Genomic DNA, 19,783 nt, shown 5'->3' with positions numbered 1-19,783 from the left:
GTGGTTGATAAAGTGTTAAGCGGTGATGTGCAGGCGCGGCGCGTCCGAGGCGTCCAGCGCTTCGCCCACGACCGCTGCCTCGAACCCGTGCTTCGCGAAGCTGGCAAGGACCGCGGCCTCCGCCTCCGGCGCACAGGCCACCAGCAGCCCGCCGGAGGTCTGCGGGTCGGACAGGATCGCCTGGTCCACCGGATCGAACCCGGTGGGCAAGCTGACGCCGTCGCCGTAGCTGGCCCAGTTCCGCCCCGAAGCGCCGGTGATGTGGCCCGCGCCCGCCATCTCGCGCACGCCAGGCAGCAGCGGCACGGCGGTCCAGTCGATCGTCAGATCGCAGCCTGAGCCGCGCGCCATTTCCAGCCCGTGGCCAGCCAGCCCGAAGCCGGTGACATCCGTGATCGCATGCACGCCCGCGATGGCGGCAAGGTCCGGCCCGGCGGTGTTCAGCCGGGTCATCGAGCCGATCATCGCCGCGTAGCCCGCCGCGTCCAGCTTTCCCTTCTTGAGCGCCGCCGACATGATCCCGACGCCGAGCGGCTTGCCGAGGATCAGCCGGTCGCCGGGCCGCGCGCCACTGTTCTTCTTGATCAGCGCCGGGTCGACGATGCCGATGGCGACGAGGCCGTAGATCGGCTCGACCGAGTCGATCGTGTGGCCGCCCGCGATCGGGATCCCCGCGTCACGGCAGGCCGCCGCCCCGCCTTCGAGGATCTTGCCGATGGTGTCCGGCGACAGCACGTTGATCGGCATGCCGACGACCGCCAGCGACAGGATCGGCGTGGCGCCCATGGCATAGACGTCCGAGATCGCGTTGGTCGCGGCGATCCGGCCGAAGTCCATCGGATCGTCGACGATGGGCATGAAGAAGTCGGTCGTGGCCACCAGCGCCTGCCGGTCGTTCAGCTTGTAGACCGCCGCGTCGTCCGAGGTCTCGATCCCCACGAGCAGCGCCTCGGGCACCGGCAGTTCGCGGGTGCCGCGCAACAGGCCGGACAGCACGCCGGGCGCGATCTTGCAGCCGCAGCCGCCGCCGTGGCTGAGCGAGGTCAGGCGGGGTTCTTCGGATTGCAGGGGCAGGGGGGCGGTCATGCGGAAATTCCCTTGGACAGAGTCGATATTTGCGCGGCGATGCGGTCGGCGATGCCCGGCAGCGCCTCGGGCGACAGGCTGTCGACCGGCAGGGGCGTCGTTGTCTCGGCCGCCATCCGGTCGCGGTGCCGAGTGTAGCGCGGGTCGTAGTGGTGTGCCATCAGCCCCGCCGCGAGGGGGGTAAAGTCGCCGGTGGCGGCCATCTGGTGCCAGGCCTCGATCCGCTCGGCGGGCTGGTAGGGGCGCAGGGCGTCGATGGTCTCCGACAGGCGGGCGGGGTCGGCGGTCATGTCGGCATAGGCGCGGGTCAGGTAGGCCGCGCGATCGTCGGGGGTGGCCGCGATCTCGATCCGGGGTGCTTCCCGCATGGCGAGCCAGAGCGACGGTGGCACTCGGCATTCCCCGACCTTGGCGCTTTCGGCCTCCACCACCACGGGCCGGGCCGGGTCGAGGCGGCTGATCTCCATCGCCAGCGCGCATTCGAACGCCTTCTGCGAGGGTTGCGGCCCCATGTTGCCGAAGAGCGAGCCGCGATGATTGGCGAGCCCTTCGAGGTCGATCACCTGCACGCCGCGTTCGGGCAGCAGGTTCAGAAGTTCGGTCTTGGCCGACCCGGTGTTGCCGTCCAGCACGATCACCGGTGCCGGGAAAGGGTCGTCGTAGAGCGCCTTGACCACCAGTGCGCGCCACGCCTTGTAACCGCCCTTGATGGTCTCCACCCGCCAGCCGATCTGGCCGAGGATGGTCGCGAAGGATCCCGACCTCTGGCCGCCGCGCCAGCAATAGACCAGCGGACGCCAGGCGCCGTCGCGGTCCGAGAGCGGGCCCTCGATATGCCGGGCCGCGTTGCGCGACACCAGTGCGGCGCCGATCTTGCGGGCGTCGAAGGGCGAGACCTGCTTGTAGATCGTCCCGACCCGCGCACGTTCCTCGTCGTCCAGAACCGGCAGCGAGATCGCGCCGGGGATGTGGTCCTCGGCGTATTCGGCAGGGGCGCGGACGTCGATGATGTCATCGAAGCCGAGGGTGGCGAGGTCCGAGATAGAGGTCAGGGTAACGGGCATTGCGGTGAGATACCGCACAGGCGGGGCGACGGGAAGGGGCCAGTGCCGGAGCTGTCATCCTCGGACTTGCCCCGAGGATGACGGTGGCAAAGACGCGGCAGGCGCATGGCCGGGTGCCTTACCCAACCGGGCGCGGAATCAAGGGCGAAGCCCGCCGCGCCGAGCGCCTGCCCGTCCCGGCGGGTAGGCGCTTTGTCACCCGTGCGATGACCTTGGGCAGAAGAGGTTCGTGGCCCGGATAAAGCGCACCGATCAGTCGCTGCGGGCGCCTACCCACGGGCAGGCGTCCCGGCCGATTGCATGCGTTGAGGTGATTGTTGCCAGACCGGGTGACTTTTCCGCCCGGCGCGGAACCAAGGCGAAACCCCCGCGCCTGGCACCTGTCCGGTGAGCCAGATGAACCAAAGGTCCAGCAAACGTTCGGCCTTGCGAACGCAGGCAGGCTTCCGCCGACATTGCGCAGGCGGCACGGTTCAGCCCGTCCCGCCTCACCCGATCAGCCGACAAACGCCTTCTCGACCACATATTCCTTCGGCTCGGAATTCGCGCCCTCGCGCAGCCCGTGGCTTTCGAGGATTTCCTTGATGTCGAGGTTCAGCCCCATCGAGCCGCAGACCATCGCGCGGTCGTGCTCCGGCCCGAAATCGTCGATCCCGAGGTCGCGGAACACCTCGCCCGAGCGCAGCAGGTCGGTGATGCGCCCCATCTTCGGGCTCTCGTCCCGCGTGGTGGTCGGGTAGTAGACCAGCTTGTCCAGCCCGTCGCCGATCAGCTCGCGCAGCATCTCGTCGTTGCGCACCGTCTCGACCAGTTGCCGCCCGTATTCGAGGTCTTTCACCTCGCGGCAGGTGTGGGTCAGGATGACCTTGTCGTAATCCTCGTAGGTCTGCGGATCGCGGATCAGCGAGGCGAAGGGCGCGATGCCGGTTCCGGTGGCGAAGAACCAGCAGCGCTTGCCGGGCAGCAGCGCGTCATGCACCAGCGTGCCAACGGGCTTGGGCCGCAGGATGACCTGATCGCCGGGCTTGATGTGCTGCAGCTTCGACGTCAGCGGGCCATCCTGCACCTTGATCGAATAGAACTCCAGCTCCTCGTCCCAGGAGGGCGAGGCGATGGAATAGGCGCGCAGCAGCGGCTTCTGCTTGCCGGTCTTGGGATCGGGATCGCCCATCAGGCCGATCATCACGAACTCGCCCGACCGGAACCGGAGAGAGGCCGGACGCGTGCAGCGGAAGGAGAACAGCCGGTCGGTCCAGTGCTTCACCTCGGTCACCGTCTGGGCGTCGGGCAGGGCGGGGGCCTTGGGGATGTCGGCCTTCTGTGCGGTCGCGTCGGTCACGGGTTTCATCTCGGTCATTGGTTCGTCGCCAGCCTTTCTGAAGCGGAGCCGAAGATCCAGCTTTGACATGGGTCAGGTTTATATCGCGGGTTCGGAATGTTTCTGATGCGGGTTATCCGCGCAGGCGGGATTGGTAATCGCCGCGTTGCCAGTCGGCCCGGAACTGCCACTGGGCCTCGGGCTGCCGCGCGGCGAGGTCCGGTGCGATCTCGACCTCGTCGAAGCCGGACCGGCGGGCCATGGCATACTGATCGGCGATCACGTGGCCATGCGCCCGCAGGCGGCCCTTGTAGCCGCGCAGGCGCAGCTGGCGGGCGATGGTGAAGCCACGGCCATCGGCGAAGCTGGGGAAGTCCACCCGGATCAGCCCCGGTGCGGCGGACAGGTCCACCGTGTTCGGGTCGGTGTCGGATGCCAGATCGAGCACGGCGTTGCCCTGCCAGTCGTCCTGCCGGAAGCCCGCGTCGGTCACGATCACGTTCATCGGTTCACTCCTTCGCACCACGCGGCCGTCCACGATGTGGATGCCGCATTCGTTCTTGTCCTGACCCCGCCAGCGTCCGGCGCGGGGGTCTTCGCCCGGCGCGACCGGCGAGGTGCAGGGCGCGCATCCGATGGAGGGATAGCCCTTGGCCACCAGCGGATGCCGGGGCAGGCGGTTCTCGTCCATATAGGCGCGAATATCCTCTGGCGCCCAGTGTGCCAAGGGGTTGACCTTGATCCGGTCCGGTCCGTCCGCCTCGAAGAAGTCGAGCGCGGCGCGGGACGTGCCCTGATACCGCTTGCGTCCGGTGATCCAGCCGTCGAAGCCCTTGAGCGCCGTCTGCAGCGGCCGCGTCTTGCGCAGGTCGCAGCAGGCGTCGGTATCGAACTGGTGCAGGGTGCCGTCCGGATCTTCCTTCGCCACGGCGGCGTCGGCGGCGCGGATGATGCGGATGTCTTCCAGCCCCAGACGCTCGGCCAGCTCCTGCTGGTAGACCAGGGTTTCGGTGAACAGCATCTGGGTGTCGATGAACAGCACCGGCGTCCGGCGGTCGATGACCGAGACGAGGTGCAGCAGCACGACGCTTTCCGCGCCGAACGACGACACCAGGGTCAGCTTGCCCGCCTGCGGGTCGCGCAGCGCGCCCTGCAGGACCGAGGTCGCGCCGTGATGGCGGTAGCGGTCGTTCAGTTCCGCGATCCGGGCGGCCTGCGCCTCGGGCGGTTCGTCGGCAAAGTCGAGGGCGGCTTCAGGCATCGACCGTTTCCTTGGGATAGAGCGCGGCCTTGAACGGTTCGGTCCCGACCCGGCGGAAGGTGTCGAGGAACTCCTCCTCCGGGCTTTCGCGCACGTCGAGATAGGCGCGGATGATCCGCTCGATCGCGTCGGTGACTTCGTCATAGGCGAAACCGGGGCCGGCGCGTTCGCCGATCACAGCGTCTTCGGTGTGGTTGCCGCCGAGGGTGATCTGATAGTTCTCGACCCCCGCGCGATCCAGTCCGAGGATCCCGATATGGCCGACATGGTGGTGTCCGCAGGCGTTGATGCAGCCCGAGATCTTGATCTTGAGCGGACCGATCTCGTGCTCCAGCTTCAGCTCTTCGAACCGTTCCGCGATTTCCTGCGCGACGGGGATCGAGCGTGCCGTCGCCAGCGCGCAGTAGTCCATGCCGGGGCAGGCGATGATGTCGCTGATCAGGCCGATGTTCGCGGTGGCGAGCTCGGCGGCCTTCAGCGCGCGGTGCAGTGCGGGCAGGTCCGACTTGTGAACATGCGGCAGGATAACGTTCTGCTCGTGGCTGATGCGCAGTTCGTCATGGCCGAACGCCTCGGCCAGATCGGCCAACGTGCGCATCTGGTCGCCCGTCGCGTCGCCCGGCGTCGCGCCGTGCTTCTTCAGGCTGACCGAGACGATGGCATAGCCGTCCGCGCGGTGGTCGGACAGGTTGGTGTCGCACCATGCGCGGAACACCGGGTCGGCGGCATAGGCGTCGTCAAAGGCTTCGGTCGATGCCGTCCGGAACTCGGGGGCCGCGAAGTGGCCCTCGATCTCGCGCAGCATCTGCTGATCGACGCCGGAGAACAGCGGTTTCAGTTCGGCGAATTTCGCCTCGACCTTGTCGCGGATCGTGTCGATGCCGTTCTCGTGGACGGTGATCTTGATCCGCGCCTTGTACTTGTTGTCGCGGCGGCCAAGCAGGTTGTAGACGCTGACGATCGCCTCGAGATAGGGCAGCAGGTCCTCGCGCGGGAGGAAGTCCCGGATCACCTTGCCGATCATCGGGGTCCGGCCAAGGCCGCCGCCCACGATCACCTCGTAGCCGCCTTCGCCCGCGTCGTTGCGGACCATGCGCAGGCCGATGTCATGCGCCTTGGTCACGGCGCGGTCGTTGGGCGACCCGGTGACGGCGATCTTGAACTTGCGCGGCAGGAACTGGAATTCCGGGTGATCGGTCGACCACTGGCGGATCAGTTCGGCCACCGGGCGGGGATCGGCGATCTCGTCCGCCGCAGCGCCCGCGAAGTGGTCGGCGGTGACGTTGCGGATCGTGTTGCCCGACGTCTGGATCGCGTGCATCCCGACCTCGGCCAGCGCGTCCAGCATGTCGGGGACATCCTTCAGCTTGGGCCAGTTGTACTGGATGTTCTGCCGGGTGGTGAAATGGCCGTAACCCCGGTCCCAGCGGTCGCCGATCATGGCGAGCTGGCGCATCTGCGCGGACGACAGGGTGCCGTAGGGGATCGCGACCCGCAGCATGTAGGCGTGCAGCTGCAGGTAGAGGCCGTTCATCAGGCGCAGCGGCTTGAACTCGTCCTCGGTCAGCGAGCCGTCGATGCGGCGGTTCACCTGCGCGCGGAACTGCGCGTTGCGGTTGGCGAGGAAGTCGCGGTCGAAATCGTTGTAGTGATACATGTCAGCCTCGGACTTCCTGTTTGCCGTGGAAATAGTTGGACGGCCCTGTGCGGCGGAAGTCCTCGCGGAAGTGGGTCGGCTCGGGCCCGTCCGGCCCTGCGGTCATGTCGGCGAGGTAGACGCCCACGACCTCGTTCCCGCGCTTCTCGGCGTCGAGCAGGCGGATGTCGGCATGGGCCTCGTCGGTGAGCAGTTCGGCCTCGGACAGGTCGCGGGTCCACAGGTCGTCCTTGGTCAGATAGACCACGTCGCCCTCCAGCAGGGCATTGGCGGTGATAACTTTCGGGGTGAAGGCACGGGGCATCAGGCAGTTTCCTTCAGCGCTTCGGTCTGGGTATGGGCGGCGACGCCCGGAATCTCGGTGACGGCGACGTCATGTGCGCGGCAGCGGGGCGCAAGCGACGGGGGCAACGGCGCGGCGGAGATGTAGAGGACCTGCGCCCCCTTCGCCGCGTGATCGGCCAGCAGGCGCGGCATCGGCGGCACGTCCGACGGACGCTCCAGCCTGACGATCCGCGCCTCGCGCCGCGCCAGTTCCAGAACGGCGGGGGCGACGCCCGCGTCGTGGATCACCACGTCTGCGGTGTCGATCGCCTTGCGCGCCTTCAGCGTCAGCAGGTCCGGATCGTCCGATCCGGTCCAGGTCAGCGTGATCCGGCCTTCCTGCGTTTCCGTCTGCAGGTGACGGTCCAGCAGCAGCGTCAGCGCCGGGTCCAGCGCGACCTCGCCGCCCGCGTCATAGGCATCGGGGCCCGCGCGGTCGAAATACTCGGTCCAGAATGCCCGGCGCGGGCGGCCATGCGGCAGCGCCTCGGCGGCGCGGCGGAACGCCTGCGCGGCGCGGGTCAGCAGACCCAGCGAGGCGGGCAGGCGCGATTCCAGGTCGGCCTTGATCGAACGGGCCAGCATCGGCGCCGCGCCCTCGGTCCCGATGGCGACGCAGACCGGGTCGCGGTCCACGATGGCGGGCGTGATGAAGGCGCTGTCGTTGAGGTTGTCGACGATGTTCACCAGCACGCCGCAGGCGCGGGCCAGCGCGGCGGTGCGGGCGTCGAGGGTTTCATCCTCGTCCGCGGCATAGACCAACACCGAACCCGGCACGTCCTCGGGTGCCAGAGCGCGGCGTGTGAGGTGAATGCGGCCCTCGCGGACCCAGTCGATGATCTCCTGGGCGGGGGCTTCGGTGTAGACCTCGATCCGGGCCGAGGTCTTCATCAGCAGCCGCAGTTTCGCCAGCGCGGCATCGCCGCCGCCCGACAGCACGACGCGGGCGTTGTCCATGTTCACGAAGATCGGGAAGTGGCGCATCTGTCCGCTCCGGGTTGTGTTTGACTCACCCTGCAACTTAGGAAATATTCCCGTTTCGTCGCCAGTGGGGCGGGGAAATAAGAACAGGGTTCCAGAGAGGCTGGCCCTCGGGACGTCTGTTCGCGAAAACCGGAGTAGCAGGGAATGTCTGTCCGCCTCGACGACACCGACCGAAAAATCCTTTCGCAATTGCAGCAGGACGCAAGCCAGTCGCTGGACGAGATCGCGCGGAAAGTCGGGTCGTCCAAGACGCCGGTGTGGAACCGTATCCGCAAGCTGCGCGAGGCCGGGGTGATCCGTGCCCAGACCGTCATCCTCGATGCCGAGACGCTTGGGTTCGAGGCCTGTTTCTTCGTCCTGATCCGCACCAGCGAACACGACGCGGGCTGGCAGAAGCAGTTCCTCGCCGCGCTCCTGAAACGCCCCGAAGTGCAGGAGGCGCACCGGCTGGCGGGCGAGATCGACTATATCCTCAAGGTCCGGGTCAAGAACGCCCGCGCCTACGACGTCTTTTATCAGGCGCTGATTTCCGAGGTGAAGGTGCACAACGTCACCGCGCTGCTGTCGATGGAAGAGATCAAGTCCACGACCGCGCTGCCGGTCTGAGATGGCCGATTTCGACCTGATCGTCGTGGGCGCGGGGATCGTCGGCACCTCGGCCGCGCTGTGGTCGCGGATGCGCGGGCTGAACGTGCTGCTCGCCGATCCGAACCCGCCGGGATCGGGGACCAGTTCCGGCAACGCCTGCACCATCGCCACCTATGCCTGCCTGCCGACGAACGATCCTTCGGTGCTGACCGGCCTGCCGCGGCTGCTGTTCGGAACGGACAGTCCGCTGTCGGTGTCTTGGGCCCACGCCCTGCGCAACCCGCGCTGGATGCTGTCGTTCCTCGCCAACTGCCGCACCGGTCCCTCACGCCGGATCGCGGGCGATCTCGCTGCGCTGCTGTCGGCGGCGGATGCCGGGCTGGACCCGCTGATCGCCGAAGCGGGGGCAGGGGACCTGATCGTGTCGCGCGGGCAGCTCAACATCTGGTCGACGCGCGAGGGGGCCAAGGGGGCGGCGTCCGGACTGGCGCTGCGGCGCGAACTCGGCGTGCCGTTCCGCGAGCTGAGCGCGGCGGAGGCGCTGGAACTGGAGCCAAACATCCGCGCCCCGATCGCCCGCGCGGTGCACTACCCCGGCGCGCGGCATGTCCGCGATCCCGAGGAACTGGTGCGCCGGCTGCATGCCCGGTTCGTGGTCCTCGGCGGTGTCTGGCGGCAGGCGGCGGTGGAGCGGGTGCGCGACCTGAACGACCGGGTCGAGGTCATGCTGGGCGGCGATACCGTGACCGCAGGCCGCGTCGCCATCGCGTCGGGCGCGCGGTCGGCGCTGATCCCCGGCGGCGGGGCGGACCGCATCCCCCTCGGCACCGAGCGCGGCTACCACCTGCTCTTCGCCGGAGAGGCCGACCGCGTGTCCCGGCCTGTGGGCTGGAGCGAGGGCGGCTTCTACTCCGTCCCCATGGCGCGCGGCCTGCGTCTGGCCGGAACGGTCGAGATCGCATCGCTCGACGCCCCGGTGAATCGCCGCCGCCTGTCCTACATCGCCCGCAGGGGGGCGGAGTTCCTCGGGCCACTGCCCGAACCGACATCGGAATGGCTGGGCTTCCGCCCGACCCTGCCGGACTCGCGCCCCGCCATCGGCGCCTCCCCCGGCAGCCCGCGCATCCTGCATGCCTTCGGCCACCAGCACCTCGGGCTGACCACGGGCGGGATCACCGGACGTATCATCGCGGATCTGGCCGAGGGGCGGCAGCCGAACATGGACATCGCACCCTTCGATCCGGGGCGGCGGTATGCGTGATCAGGTGCTCTGCGGGTAGGAGATCACGGACAGATACCGGATCGGCAGCGCCCCCAGCACCTCGGGCCCGTGCGGCGCGTCGGCGTCGAAGAACAGCGAGTCCCCCGGCTCCATCGTGAACAGCCGGTCGCCGTGGCGATACTCCATCCGGCCCTCCAGCATGTAGATAAGCTCGATCCCCTCATGCTGGAAGGTCGGGAAGACGTCCGAGCTTTCCGAAAGCACGATCAGGTAGGGCTCCACCACCACGCCCGAGGCATTCGCACCGATATGGCCCAGCAGGTTGTACTGGTGCCCCGACCGGGTGCCCTGACGCTCGATCTCGACCGCCTCGCCCGCCTTGACGTGCATGACGCCGCGCTCCTCCTCGAACCCGGTGAACAGCGACGTGAGGGGCACCGACAGCGCATGTGCAAGCGTCTGCAACGTGGTGAGCGAGGGTGAGGTGACTCCGTTCTCGATCTTGGAGAGCATGCCGACAGAAAGCCCGGTCTGCTGGGCAAGGTCGGCCACCGTCATCCGCTGCCGCTTGCGCAGCACGCGCACCTCGCGCCCGATGGCTGCCTCGAGCGACTTCTCGCGGCGCTCGCGGACGCTGTGGGGGTTCTGGCCGAGGGGGGAAGGCTTCGGTTTGCTGCTCATTATCCGGGCCGGGGTGTTCTGCCGGGCACTGTCGCCGATCGGCATTGGGATGTCGAGCGTCAGGCGGGCAAGAGCCGGGTTGCGGCGGTTTCCGCCCGGTGCAATGTCCGGAAGATGAGCGCCGACGCCAGCAGGACACCAGGCGCGCCGAGCGAGGGGATGTCGGATTTCGGCGCCGTCGCGAAGCTGATCATGGCGAGGCCCCAGCCGGATGCGAACCAGAGCGCGGCGGTCAGGCCGAGGCGGGGCACAACTGGCGTGCGTGCGAGGTCCGGCGCGGCAAGGGCCAGCGCCACGGTGCCGAGCGTGAGGTCGTAGTCGTAGGCGTAGGGGCTGATCATGAGGCAGCTCAGCACGGCGAGGGTCAGGATGCGCCGGGGCTGCCAGCCGCGCGCCGATGCCAGCGCGAGCGCGGCAACCGAGACGGCGGCAAGCGCGATATGCAGGCTCATCGCCGCGCCGGATGCCAGCCCGAGGCTGCGGGCGCAGGCATAGACCGAGGTCATGCGGAACATCGGATAGGCGCCGTCGTTCAGGAACTGGCCGGACTCGCGGGCCGCATCCCGGAAATCGGTCCAGACGGCGGTGCCGAAGGCGAGCGTGGCAAGCGCCGCGAGGGTCAGCGCCGTCGCCGCCGCGACAACGATCATCAGCCAGCGGAAGCGGAGCAGGGCGGCGAGGCCGAGGCCTAGGGCGAGGTGCGGCTTGACGATCATCGCCCCGAGCGGGAGGCCGCTCTGCGCCCGTGGCCACCAAAGGCAGGCCGCGCCGATCAGGGCTGCGGTGAGAAATCCGTTCTGCCCGAACCGCGCGCTGACGATGGCGGCGGGCAGAAGCATCATCAGGACGGCAGTCGCATGTGTGCCGCAGAGACGGCGCAGCACCAGAAGGAGCGCCGCGAAGCTGCCGCCGATCAAGGCGAGATAGGCGATCCCCTGCGGCAGCAGCGCCAGCGCGGCGGCCAGCAGGTTGAAGGGCGGCGGGTAGGTGTAGGGCATGTAGGCCGCGTATCCCGGCTGCGCGGCCTGAAGGGGCGCGAAGTCGGCGGTGTGGTAGGCGGTGGACAGCTCGCCCGACAGCGCCAGCGTTCCGGCGAGGTGGAAGACGTGGAAATCCACGAAGCCCGGCCGCGCGCCGGGGATGCCGGGCAGGCCGATCTGCACCGCCGTCATGAGGAACAGGGCCGTCAGCAGCACGATCACGACCCGCAGGCTGGCGGCGCGCAAGGGCAGCAGCGGCGGGCTGGCCGGGTCTGTCGGGGTCATGGCTGCTCTGTCCTCGGTGGGCGTTAGGCCCTTGTTTGCCGGGAATAATGCCAGATCGCGGCCCCTCGGGCAAACCCGGATCGGGCCCGGATCAGGCCCCGCTCAGGCGTCCCGCCATTCGCCGGGGCGCAGCCCGCCGAGGTGCCAGTGCCCGATCCGCGCGCGGATCAGGCGCAGGGTGGGGTGGCCGATATGGGCGGTCATCCGGCGGACCTGCCTGTTGCGGCCCTCGCGGATCGTGATCTCGAGCCAGCAGTCGGGGATCGACTGCCGCACGCGGATCGGCGGGTCGCGCTCCCACAGGGCGGGGGGCCGGTCGATCCGCGTGACATGGGCGGGGCGGGTCAGTCCGTCCTTCAGCGTCACCCCCTTCGACAGCGCGGCGAGGGCGGCGGCGTCGGGGATGCCCTCGACCTGCGCCCAGTAGGTCTTGGGAGTCCGGTGGCGCGGGTTGGCGATCTGCGCCTGAAGCCGTCCGTCGTCGGTCAGCACCATCAGCCCCTCGCTGTCCCGGTCGAGCCTGCCCGCCGCGTAAACCCCCGGCACGTCGATGAAATCCGAGAGCGTCCGGCGGGGCGAGCCCTCGGTGCCGCTGTCGGTGAACTGCGACAGGACGTCGAAGGGCTTGTTGAAGAGGATCGTGCGGGCCATGCCGGTTCCATAGCCCGGAGGCGCGCGGGAGGGAAGCTGCGGCTTTGGCTAGGGGCGGCGCGCGGTTATGCTTGCGGGGCGACGGTTCCGGGAGGTGCGGATGAGCGGTCTGGCGGTGATCTGGCTGGTGGCGGAGGGGGTGATCTTCGCCCTCTGGGCGGTGCAGATGTTCCGGGTGCTGTTCCGCATCCGCCGCGATCTGGCGGCGGAGACGGGGGCGATGTTCCCCGGCCCCGTCGCGACGCTGCGGGGGTTCGGCTGGTTCCTCCGCCGCCCGGAGTATCGCCGCGACCGCCGGGTGCTCGGGGGGCTGACGCTGGCGATGATGGCGATGATCGCCGGGAGCATGGCGGTGCTGCCGGCGGGGTAGGGCGGGGCATGTCTGTAGCGTGCCAAAATCCCCGGAGCGTCCCGTAACGCCCCCGTCCTGCGGCCCCACGCCGCATCCACGCCCCGCAATCCCCCGCTACGTCACCCGCGACACGGGCCGTCAGGGCCGGGGAGCCGCCCTTTCGCGCCTTGCAATCGCACGGCCGCAACCATAGGTTCCGCCAAAATTCGCGGGGGGTCCCCGCTTTTGCACAAGGAGCCCTCATGGACGGGAACGCACTCGCGCAATTCGTGCCGCTGATCCTGATCTTCGCGATCATGTATTTCCTGCTGATCCGCCCTCAGCAGAAGAAGCTGAAGGACCATCAGGCGATGGTGAGCGCGGTCCGCCGCGGCGACATGGTCGTCACGCAGGGCGGGATCGTCGGCAAGATCGCCAAGGTCCGCGACGACAACGAGGTCGAGGTCGAGATCGCCGAGGGCGTCAAGGTCCGCGTGGTCAAGTCGACCATCGCACAGGTCCTGTCCAAGACTGAACCGGCCAACACCTGACCCTACCTCTGGCCGGGAGGCCGCCTGAATGCTTCAGATCGATACCTGGAAGCGCGTGCTGATCTGGCTGATCGTGCTGGCCGGCCTCCTGTTCGCGACACCGAACGCCTTCTACAGCCGCGTCGAGGTGCATAACGACACCATCGACGCCGGGATGCCGGACACCAGCTGGCCGTCGTTCCTGCCCTCGAACCTCGTCAACCTCGGGCTCGACCTGAGGGGCGGGGCGCACCTCTTGGCCGAGGTCAAGACGCAGGACGTCTACGCCCAGCGGATGCGCGGCCTCTGGCCCGAGGTGCGCAACACCCTGCGCGACATGCGTGACCAGATCGGTACGATCCGCCTGCAGGAAAGCGCGCCCGACGTGCTGAGGGTGCGGATCGGCAATCCCGACGGGATGAGCGCCGCGGTCGCTGCTGTGCGTGCGCTGGCGCGGCCGGTGACCTCGCTGACCGGGGCCGGTGCGAACGATCTTGAGGTTTCGGTCGAGGGCGACGAGATCGTCGTGACCCTGTCCGAGGCGGAACGCGCCGCGACGGACGAACGCACGGTGCGCCAGTCGCTGGAGATCATCCGCCGTCGGATCGACGAGGTCGGCACGCGCGAACCGACGATCCAGCGGCAGGGCAGCGACCGGATCCTGATCCAGGTGCCCGGCCTCGGCTCGGCCTCCGAGCTGAAGGCGATCATCGGGACGACGGCGCAGCTGACGTTCCAGCCGGTCGTGAACCGGACCACGAACGAGAATTACGCCCCCGCCGCCGGGCAGGAGATCCTGCCCTCGCTGGACGAGCCGGGACAGTTCTACATCCTTGAAGCCGCCGCCGTGGTCACGGGCGAGGAACTGGTGGATGCCCAGCCCTCGTTCGACCAGAACGGACGGCCCGCGGTGTCCTTCCGCTTCAACCCCTCGGGGGCGCGGAAGTTCGGCGACTACACCGCCGCCAACATCGGCAACCCCTTCGCCATCGTGCTGGACGGCGAGGTCATCTCGGCCCCCGTGATCCAGAGCCATATCGCGGGCGGGTCCGGCATCATCACCGGCAATTTCACGGTCGAGGAATCGACCAACCTCGCGGTTCTGCTGCGCGCGGGCGCGCTGCCCGCCGGGCTCGATTTCCTCGAGGAGCGGACGATCGGGCCGGAACTGGGCGCGGACAGCATCCAGGCGGGCAAGATCGCCTGTATCGTGGCCTTCGCGGGCGTGCTGATCTTCATGGCCCTGTCCTATGGCCTGTTCGGGATTTTCGCCAACATCGCGCTGCTCATCAACGTCGGGCTGATCTTCGGCCTGCTCAGCATCATCGGGGCGACCCTGACGCTGCCGGGGATCGCCGGGATCGTGCTGACGATCGGCATGGCGGTCGATGCCAACGTGCTGGTGTTCGAGCGGATCCGCGAAGAACTCAAGACGGCCAAGGGGCCGGCGCGGGCGATCGACCTCGGATACGAGCGCGCGCTTTCGGCCATCGTGGATGCGAATATCACGACCTTCATCATCGCGCTGATCCTGTTCGTCCTGGGCTCCGGCCCGGTGCGGGGGTTCTCGGTGACGCTGGGCATCGGCATCATTACTTCGGTGTTCACGGCGATCTGGGTGACGCGGCTGCTGGTCGTGATGTGGTTCGAACGGGCTCGGCCCAAAACGATCGAGGTGTGACATGCGTCTGAGACTGGTTCCCGACCACACCGAGTGGGATTTCTTCAAGTACCGGACCCTGACCTTCGGCGTCTCGGTGGTGGCTATGATCGCCTCGGTCATCATCTGGATCGTTGTCGGGCTGAACTTCGGCATCGACTTCCGTGGCGGCACGACGATCCGCACGCAGTCCGAAAGTGCGGTGGTGGTGGGCGAATATCGCGATGCCATTGCGCCCCTCGGGCTGGGGGATGTCTCGATCTCGGAGGTCTACGATCCCTCCTTCGCCGAGAACCACCATGTCGCGATGATCCGCATCCAGGCGCAGGGTGACCAGGAAAGCGTCAGCGGCGAGACGGTCGACCAGGTGCTCGCGGCGCTGAAGGGCGTCGATCCGACGATCAGGTTCACGCAGGTGGAATCCGTGGGGCCGAAGGTGTCTGGCGAGCTGATCCAGACCGCCATCCTCGCCGTCTGCGCGGCGCTGGCGGCGATCCTGTTCTACATCTGGCTGCGCTTCGAGTGGCAGTTCTCGGTCGGCGCCGTGGCGGCGCTGTTCCACGACGTCATCGTGACCATCGGGATATTCTCGCTGCTTCAGATCCGCTTCGACCTCGCGACCATCGCGGCCCTGTTGACGATCATCGGTTACTCGATCAACGACACCGTCGTGATCTTCGACCGCCTGCGCGAGAACTTGCGGAAGTACAAGACGATGCCGCTGATCGGGGTGATGAACCTTTCGGTCAACGAAACCCTCAGCCGGACCCTGATGACCTCGGGCACCACACTGTTGGCGCTGATCGCGCTGCTGGTGCTGGGGGGGGACGTCATCCGTGGCTTCGTCTTCGCCATCACCTGGGGCGTGATCGTCGGGACCTATTCCTCGGTTTACGTCGCCAAGAACATCGTTCTGTGGCTGGGCGTGAAGCGGGACTGGACCAAGCCCAGCAACACCGGCGGCAACCAGTTCGCGAACATCGATGCCTGACGGGCTCGCCTCGGCGTTCGGCACGCCGGGGCTGGTCTGGCTGCTGGCGGCCTTCGGGGCCGCCGGTCTGGTCCGCGGGTTCACCGGCTTCGGCACCGGGCTGATCGTGATGCCGGTGGCAGCGGTCCTGCTGCCGGTGCCGGTTGCGATACTCCTGCTCTCCGTAACCGGTGTCTTCTCGTGGCCCGCGATGCTGCCACGCGCGTGGCGCGGGGCGGACAAACGGCAGGTCGCGGTGCTGGCGGGCGCAGCGCTGCTGACCATGCCGCTCGGCATCTGGCTGCTGACGATCCTGCCGCGCGACCTTCTGCGCTGGCTGGTGGCGGTGGCGGCGGCTGTGACGCTGGCGGCGCTCGTGTCCGGCTGGCGTTACCGGGGCCGCGTCGGCTGGCCGGGGCTGGGCGCGATCGGCGGCGCGGCGGGGGTGCTGGGCGGAACGACCGGGCTGACCGGTCCGCCGGTGATCCTGTTCTACCTCGCCGGTCCCTCGGGGGCCGAGGCGGTGCGGGCCAACACGATCCTCTTCCTCGCGGCGCTCGAGGTCGGGATCGTGGTCAACCTCTTCGCCCGCGATCTGGTGACGGTGGAGGCAATCTGGCTTGGCCTGATCCTCGCCATGCCCTACCTCGTGGGCATCACCATCGGCCAGAGGCTGTTCGACCCGGCCCGCGAACGGACCTTCCGTGCACTGGCCTACGCGGTGATCGGCCTTGCCATCCTGACCGGTCTGCCGGTTTTCGACTGATCCGACGGAGGACGCGATGAAACTGACCGAGATCGACTACGGCCGCGCCCGCCCCATCGACGGCTACGGCCCCGGCTTCTTCCGCATCGGCGGCGAGGCCATGCCGGCGCCTCTGCTCGTCACCGCGGACGCTGTCCGCGACTGGTCTGGCTACGACGATCCCGCGCCGCTGCTGGCACTGGCGGGGCAGATCGACGTCCTGTTCCTCGGCACCGGCCCAGACATCACCCCCATTCCCGCCGGATTGCGCCGCGCTCTGGACGAGGCCGGGATCGGGGTTGAGCCGATGGCCTCTCCGACTGCCTGCCGCACCTACAACGTCCTGCTCTCGGAAGGCCGCCGGGTGGCTGTCGCTCTGCTGCCGGTCTGAGCGCTGATCTTCCATTCATCTGGCCCGAAAAACTCCCGCCGGAGGCTTCGCATTGCATGGCAATGCGAAATCATTCCTACCCGAACAGGTTGCGCCGCCCTGTGGGCGTCGCGCAGGAAATCACGATCGAATTCCTCCCCTGAAGGGGAGGCTTTCGCCCGTGATGCCTCCGGCGGGCATATTTAGGGCAAGATGAAGCAGGGGAGAGCGCTTTTCCCGCATCGGGTTTTCGGCTAGGGGCGATTGCATGGAACTTGTGGTCGAGGATCTGGCCGTCGCGCGCGGCGGTGTGCCGGTGCTGGAGGGGGTGTCCCTGCGGCTGACGGGCGGTCATGCGCTGGTGCTGCGCGGGCCGAACGGCATCGGCAAGACGACATTGCTGCGCACGCTGGCCGGGCTGCAGCCGCCCTTGAGCGGGCGGGTCTCGCTGGACCGCGAGGAGATGGCCTATGCCGCCCATGCGGACGGGATCAAGGCCATGCTGAGCGTCGAGGAGAACCTGCGCTTCTGGGCCGAGTTGCACGGGCTTCGGGACATCGCGCGCGCACTGGAGGCGTTCCGGCTGGGCGATCTTGCCGGGCGGCTGGCGGGATCGCTGTCGGCGGGGCAGAAACGGCGGCTGGGGCTGGCGCGGCTGATCGTGACCGGGCGCCGGGTCTGGGTGCTGGACGAGCCGACGGTGTCTCTGGACCGTGAGGCGGTCGGCTGGTTCGGGGCGGCGGTGCGGGGCCATCTGGCGGGCGGCGGCATGGCGGTGATCGCCACGCATATCGACCTCGGGATCGAGGCCGAGGTGCTGGAACTGGCGCCGTTCCGGGCCGTGCGCCGGGCCGTGGCGGACGATTTCGACGAGGCGTTCCTGTGAGGGCGCTGCTGTTGCGTGACCTGAGGCTGGCGGTCCGGGCGGGGGGCGGCTTCGGCCTCGGGCTCGCGTTCTTCCTGATTGTCGTGGTGCTTGTGCCCTTCGGCGTGGGGCCGGAAACAGCGCTGCTGACCCGGATCGCGCCGGGCATCCTCTGGCTCGGCGCGCTGCTGGCCTGCCTGCTGTCGCTCGACCGCATCCTCGCGCTGGACTGGGAGGACGGGTCGCTGGACCTGATCGCCACCGCGCCGCTGCCGCTGGAGGCCGCCGTCAGCGTCAAGGCCCTGGCGCACTGGCTGACCACCGGCCTGCCGCTGGTCGCCGCCGCCCCGGTGCTTGGGCTGCTCCTGAACCTGCCGGGGCCCGGATACCTGTGGCTGGTCCTGAGCCTCGCCATCGGCACCCCGGCGCTGTCGGTCATCGGCACCTTCGGCGCGGCGCTGACCGTTGGGCTCAAGCGCGGGGGCCTGCTCATGTCGCTGCTGGTCCTGCCGCTTTACGTGCCCACGCTGATCTTCGGCGCCGAGGTGGCGCGGCGCGGGGCCGAGGGCATGGACCCTGTCACGCCGCTCCTGATGCTCGGCGGGCTGACCTGCGGCACGATCGCGCTTTTGCCTTTCGCCTCGGCTGCTGTATTGCGGGTCAACCTGCGGTGATGTGAATGGCGCGCGGGACGGGTAAGCGGTAAGGAAACGACATGGCCTCGATCTGGGAATATGCCAATCCGCGCAAGTTCATGGCGACCACCGACCGGGTGTTGCCGTGGATCTCCGTGGCTGCCGTTCTGGCGCTGGTCGTGGGGCTGGTCTGGGGGTTCTTCTTCACCCCCGACGATTACAAGCAGGGCTCGACCGTCAAGATCATCTACCTTCACGTACCGGCGGCGCTGATGGCGATCAACGCCTGGCTGATGATGCTGGTCGCCTCGCTGATCTGGATCGTCCGGCGGCACCACGTCAGCGCGCTGGCCGCCCGCGCCGCAGCCCCCGTGGGCGCGACGATGACGCTGATCGCGCTGGCGACGGGGGCGATCTGGGGCCAGCCGATGTGGGGCACGTGGTGGGCCTGGGATCCGCGGCTGACCTCCTTCCTGATCCTGTTCCTGTTCTACCTCGGCTACATGGCGCTCTGGGCCGCGATCGAGAATGACGACACGGCGGCCGACCTGACCTCGGTGCTCTGCCTCGTGGGATCGGTCTTCGCGCTGCTCAGCCGCTACGCGGTGAACTTCTGGAACCAGGGCCTGCACCAGGGCGCCTCGCTGTCGCTGGACAAGGAGGAGAACGTGGCGGACGTGTTCTATTACCCTTTGCTGGTCGCGATCGCGGGCTTCGTCCTGCTGTTCGTGACGCTGGTGCTGCTGCGCACCCGGACCGAGATCCGGGCCCGCCGGATGCGCGCCCTGATCGCGCGGGAGCGGATGGCATGATCCCCGATCTGGGCAAATACGCGGGCGCCGTGCTGTCGGCCTACGGCGTCTCGCTGGCGCTGCTGGTCGCGCTGGTGGCGGTCAGCCTGATCCGCGCCCGCCGGGTCAAGGCGCAACTGGACGAGGTGGAGGGACGCCGCGATGGCCGTTAAACCGCTGATGCTGCTGCCGCCGGCGATCTTCGCCGTGCTGGCGGTCACCTTCTACGTCGGGATGCAGCGCGAGGATCCTGACCAGCTGCCCTCCGCCATCGCCGGTCAGCCCGCGCCCGAGGTGGCGGTGACACCGCTCGGCGACCTGCCGGTCTTCGAAGGCGCGATGCTGAAGGACGGAGAGGTCAAGCTGGTGAACTTCTGGGCCAGCTGGTGCGCGCCCTGCCGGGTCGAGCATCCGAACCTCGACGCGCTGGCGCAGGAGGGGATCACCATCTACGGCGTGAACTACAAGGACCAGCCCGCCAAGGCGCTCGGCTTCCTCGAGGAGCTCGGCAATCCCTACGCGGCGGTCGGACAGGACGCCGCCGGCCGCATGGGCCTGAACTGGGGTCTCTATGGCGTGCCCGAAACCTACGTCATCGACGGCGAGGGCCGCGTCGTCACCCGGTTCGCGGGCCCCGTGACCCAGCGTGTCATCGCCAGCACGATCCGCCCGGCCATCGAGCAGGCCCGCGGAAACTAGGCGCAGGTTCCCCTTCTTCCTCTGGCCGAAAATACTTCCGCCGGAGGCAACGCGCTGGCCGGGGTCGATCCCCGGCCAGCGCGTTC

Annotated in this window: 23 protein-coding genes and 1 pseudogene; 13 read left to right on the top strand and 11 right to left on the bottom strand. The window is 68.4% G+C overall.

Annotation, left to right across the window (positions count from 1 at the left end):
- Positions 1-15 precede the first annotated feature (15 nt).
- From selD to ATO6_RS19335, 8 genes and pseudogenes are all read right to left on the bottom strand, one after another.
- Positions 16-1,086 (bottom strand): selenide, water dikinase SelD, encoded by a 1,071-nt coding sequence (selD, locus tag ATO6_RS19365; RefSeq protein ID WP_088625695.1) that lies wholly within the window; start codon positions 1,084-1,086, stop codon positions 16-18.
- The gene (mnmH, locus tag ATO6_RS19360) at positions 1,083-2,150 is read right to left on the bottom strand and encodes a tRNA 2-selenouridine(34) synthase MnmH (protein ID WP_088625694.1); all 1,068 of its coding nucleotides are present in this window, start codon (positions 2,148-2,150) and stop codon (positions 1,083-1,085) included. Before mnmH ends, selD begins: the two co-directional genes overlap by 4 nt.
- 496 nt (positions 2,151-2,646) lie before the next feature.
- Positions 2,647-3,507: a ferredoxin--NADP reductase gene (locus tag ATO6_RS19355; protein ID WP_088625693.1), complete on the bottom strand. Its 861-nt coding sequence runs from the start codon at positions 3,505-3,507 to the stop codon at positions 2,647-2,649.
- Between the two features lie 94 nt (positions 3,508-3,601).
- Positions 3,602-3,973, bottom strand: a complete 372-nt coding sequence (locus ATO6_RS25155; protein ID WP_176441026.1) for a DUF934 domain-containing protein — start codon at positions 3,971-3,973, stop codon at positions 3,602-3,604.
- A 12-nt stretch (positions 3,974-3,985) separates the two neighbouring features.
- Positions 3,986-4,729 (bottom strand): annotated as a pseudogene (locus ATO6_RS19350) (phosphoadenylyl-sulfate reductase); the annotation flags it as partial.
- Positions 4,722-6,386 carry a nitrite/sulfite reductase gene (locus ATO6_RS19345; RefSeq protein ID WP_088625691.1) on the bottom strand — a complete coding sequence of 555 codons (1,665 nt, stop codon included), beginning with the start codon at positions 6,384-6,386 and terminating at the stop codon, positions 4,722-4,724. The gene ATO6_RS19345 and the pseudogene ATO6_RS19350, both read right to left, overlap by 8 nt.
- Before the next feature lies 1 nt (position 6,387).
- A complete protein-coding gene (locus tag ATO6_RS19340; protein ID WP_088625690.1) occupies positions 6,388-6,690 on the bottom strand; it encodes a DUF2849 domain-containing protein in 303 nt (100 codons plus the stop codon).
- Entirely contained in the window at positions 6,690-7,694 is a 1,005-nt protein-coding gene (locus ATO6_RS19335; RefSeq protein ID WP_088625689.1) for an NAD(P)-dependent oxidoreductase, read from the bottom strand. The genes ATO6_RS19340 and ATO6_RS19335 overlap by 1 nt, the downstream gene beginning before the upstream one ends.
- Positions 7,695-7,838: 144 nt before the next feature.
- On the opposite strand from ATO6_RS19335, the gene ATO6_RS19330 reads away from it, so the two are divergent.
- Entirely contained in the window at positions 7,839-8,300 is a 462-nt protein-coding gene (locus tag ATO6_RS19330; protein ID WP_088625688.1) for an Lrp/AsnC family transcriptional regulator, read from the top strand.
- Position 8,301: 1 nt separating this feature from the next.
- A complete protein-coding gene (locus tag ATO6_RS19325; RefSeq protein WP_088625687.1) occupies positions 8,302-9,543 on the top strand; it encodes an FAD-binding oxidoreductase in 1,242 nt (413 codons plus the stop codon).
- Here ATO6_RS19325 and ATO6_RS19320 read toward each other — a convergent pair whose 3' ends face one another.
- The 3 genes from ATO6_RS19320 to ATO6_RS19310 form a co-directional block, all read right to left on the bottom strand.
- A complete protein-coding gene (locus ATO6_RS19320; RefSeq protein ID WP_088625787.1) occupies positions 9,544-10,185 on the bottom strand; it encodes an XRE family transcriptional regulator in 642 nt (213 codons plus the stop codon).
- Positions 10,186-10,244: 59 nt separating this feature from the next.
- Positions 10,245-11,450 carry a glycosyltransferase 87 family protein gene (locus ATO6_RS19315; RefSeq protein WP_088625686.1) on the bottom strand — a complete coding sequence of 402 codons (1,206 nt, stop codon included), beginning with the start codon at positions 11,448-11,450 and terminating at the stop codon, positions 10,245-10,247.
- Positions 11,451-11,552: 102 nt separating this feature from the next.
- Positions 11,553-12,101, bottom strand: a complete 549-nt coding sequence (locus tag ATO6_RS19310) for a pseudouridine synthase (RefSeq protein WP_088625685.1) — start codon at positions 12,099-12,101, stop codon at positions 11,553-11,555.
- Positions 12,102-12,201: 100 nt separating this feature from the next.
- Between ATO6_RS19310 and ATO6_RS19305 the strand changes: the two genes are divergently transcribed.
- The 11 genes from ATO6_RS19305 (at position 12,202) to ATO6_RS19255 (ending at position 19,697) form a co-directional block, all read left to right on the top strand.
- Positions 12,202-12,471: a hypothetical protein gene (locus tag ATO6_RS19305; protein ID WP_088625684.1), complete on the top strand. Its 270-nt coding sequence runs from the start codon at positions 12,202-12,204 to the stop codon at positions 12,469-12,471.
- A 224-nt stretch (positions 12,472-12,695) separates the two neighbouring features.
- Positions 12,696-12,983 carry a preprotein translocase subunit YajC gene (gene yajC / locus ATO6_RS19300; protein ID WP_088625683.1) on the top strand — a complete coding sequence of 96 codons (288 nt, stop codon included), beginning with the start codon at positions 12,696-12,698 and terminating at the stop codon, positions 12,981-12,983.
- A 28-nt stretch (positions 12,984-13,011) separates the two neighbouring features.
- Positions 13,012-14,643, top strand: a complete 1,632-nt coding sequence (gene secD, locus ATO6_RS19295; protein WP_088625682.1) for a protein translocase subunit SecD — start codon at positions 13,012-13,014, stop codon at positions 14,641-14,643.
- A 1-nt stretch (position 14,644) separates the two neighbouring features.
- Entirely contained in the window at positions 14,645-15,613 is a 969-nt protein-coding gene (secF, locus tag ATO6_RS19290; protein ID WP_088625681.1) for a protein translocase subunit SecF, read from the top strand.
- Complete coding sequence (locus ATO6_RS19285; protein WP_088625680.1) at positions 15,606-16,358, top strand: sulfite exporter TauE/SafE family protein; 753 nt, start codon at positions 15,606-15,608, stop codon at positions 16,356-16,358. The genes secF and ATO6_RS19285 overlap by 8 nt, the downstream gene beginning before the upstream one ends.
- 16 nt (positions 16,359-16,374) lie before the next feature.
- Positions 16,375-16,728, top strand: coding sequence for an Mth938-like domain-containing protein (locus ATO6_RS19280; protein WP_088625679.1), 354 nt, complete (start codon positions 16,375-16,377; stop codon positions 16,726-16,728).
- A gap of 247 nt (positions 16,729-16,975) precedes the next feature.
- Positions 16,976-17,593 (top strand): heme ABC exporter ATP-binding protein CcmA, encoded by a 618-nt coding sequence (gene ccmA / locus ATO6_RS19275; RefSeq protein WP_088625678.1) that lies wholly within the window; start codon positions 16,976-16,978, stop codon positions 17,591-17,593.
- On the top strand, positions 17,590-18,246 hold the full coding sequence (ccmB, locus tag ATO6_RS19270; RefSeq protein WP_088625677.1) for a heme exporter protein CcmB: 657 nt from the start codon (positions 17,590-17,592) through the stop codon (positions 18,244-18,246). The genes ccmA and ccmB overlap by 4 nt, the downstream gene beginning before the upstream one ends.
- Before the next feature lie 41 nt (positions 18,247-18,287).
- Positions 18,288-19,019, top strand: coding sequence for a heme ABC transporter permease (locus ATO6_RS19265; protein WP_088625676.1), 732 nt, complete (start codon positions 18,288-18,290; stop codon positions 19,017-19,019).
- Positions 19,016-19,171, top strand: a complete 156-nt coding sequence (ccmD, locus tag ATO6_RS19260; protein WP_088625675.1) for a heme exporter protein CcmD — start codon at positions 19,016-19,018, stop codon at positions 19,169-19,171. The genes ATO6_RS19265 and ccmD overlap by 4 nt, the downstream gene beginning before the upstream one ends.
- Positions 19,161-19,697 carry a DsbE family thiol:disulfide interchange protein gene (locus tag ATO6_RS19255; RefSeq protein WP_088625674.1) on the top strand — a complete coding sequence of 179 codons (537 nt, stop codon included), beginning with the start codon at positions 19,161-19,163 and terminating at the stop codon, positions 19,695-19,697. The genes ccmD and ATO6_RS19255 overlap by 11 nt, the downstream gene beginning before the upstream one ends.
- The last annotated feature ends 86 nt before the right edge of the window (positions 19,698-19,783 follow it).

Source organism: Oceanicola sp. 22II-s10i, from assembly GCF_002210105.1.
GTDB lineage: Bacteria > Pseudomonadota > Alphaproteobacteria > Rhodobacterales > Rhodobacteraceae > Pseudooceanicola.
This window is presented reverse-complemented; position numbering and strand designations above follow the sequence as displayed.

Coding starts and splice junctions, on each gene's coding strand:
- ATO6_RS19330 (WP_088625688.1), top strand. CDS start 7,839: ATGTCTGTCCGCCTCGACGACACCGACCGAAAAATCCTTTCGCAATTG.
- ATO6_RS19285 (WP_088625680.1), top strand. CDS start 15,606: ATGCCTGACGGGCTCGCCTCGGCGTTCGGCACGCCGGGGCTGGTCTGG.
- ATO6_RS19320 (WP_088625787.1), bottom strand. CDS start 10,185: ATGAGCAGCAAACCGAAGCCTTCCCCCCTCGGCCAGAACCCCCACAGC.
- ATO6_RS19335 (WP_088625689.1), bottom strand. CDS start 7,694: ATGCGCCACTTCCCGATCTTCGTGAACATGGACAACGCCCGCGTCGTG.
- ATO6_RS25155 (WP_176441026.1), bottom strand. CDS start 3,973: ATGAACGTGATCGTGACCGACGCGGGCTTCCGGCAGGACGACTGGCAG.
- secD (WP_088625682.1), top strand. CDS start 13,012: ATGCTTCAGATCGATACCTGGAAGCGCGTGCTGATCTGGCTGATCGTG.
- ccmD (WP_088625675.1), top strand. CDS start 19,016: ATGATCCCCGATCTGGGCAAATACGCGGGCGCCGTGCTGTCGGCCTAC.
- selD (WP_088625695.1), bottom strand. CDS start 1,086: ATGACCGCCCCCCTGCCCCTGCAATCCGAAGAACCCCGCCTGACCTCG.
- ATO6_RS19310 (WP_088625685.1), bottom strand. CDS start 12,101: ATGGCCCGCACGATCCTCTTCAACAAGCCCTTCGACGTCCTGTCGCAG.
- secF (WP_088625681.1), top strand. CDS start 14,645: ATGCGTCTGAGACTGGTTCCCGACCACACCGAGTGGGATTTCTTCAAG.
- ATO6_RS19255 (WP_088625674.1), top strand. CDS start 19,161: ATGGCCGTTAAACCGCTGATGCTGCTGCCGCCGGCGATCTTCGCCGTG.
- ATO6_RS19355 (WP_088625693.1), bottom strand. CDS start 3,507: ATGACCGAGATGAAACCCGTGACCGACGCGACCGCACAGAAGGCCGAC.
- ccmA (WP_088625678.1), top strand. CDS start 16,976: ATGGAACTTGTGGTCGAGGATCTGGCCGTCGCGCGCGGCGGTGTGCCG.
- yajC (WP_088625683.1), top strand. CDS start 12,696: ATGGACGGGAACGCACTCGCGCAATTCGTGCCGCTGATCCTGATCTTC.
- mnmH (WP_088625694.1), bottom strand. CDS start 2,150: ATGCCCGTTACCCTGACCTCTATCTCGGACCTCGCCACCCTCGGCTTC.
- ATO6_RS19315 (WP_088625686.1), bottom strand. CDS start 11,450: ATGACCCCGACAGACCCGGCCAGCCCGCCGCTGCTGCCCTTGCGCGCC.
- ATO6_RS19345 (WP_088625691.1), bottom strand. CDS start 6,386: ATGTATCACTACAACGATTTCGACCGCGACTTCCTCGCCAACCGCAAC.
- ATO6_RS19325 (WP_088625687.1), top strand. CDS start 8,302: ATGGCCGATTTCGACCTGATCGTCGTGGGCGCGGGGATCGTCGGCACC.
- ATO6_RS19305 (WP_088625684.1), top strand. CDS start 12,202: ATGAGCGGTCTGGCGGTGATCTGGCTGGTGGCGGAGGGGGTGATCTTC.
- ATO6_RS19340 (WP_088625690.1), bottom strand. CDS start 6,690: ATGCCCCGTGCCTTCACCCCGAAAGTTATCACCGCCAATGCCCTGCTG.
- ATO6_RS19280 (WP_088625679.1), top strand. CDS start 16,375: ATGAAACTGACCGAGATCGACTACGGCCGCGCCCGCCCCATCGACGGC.
- ATO6_RS19265 (WP_088625676.1), top strand. CDS start 18,288: ATGGCCTCGATCTGGGAATATGCCAATCCGCGCAAGTTCATGGCGACC.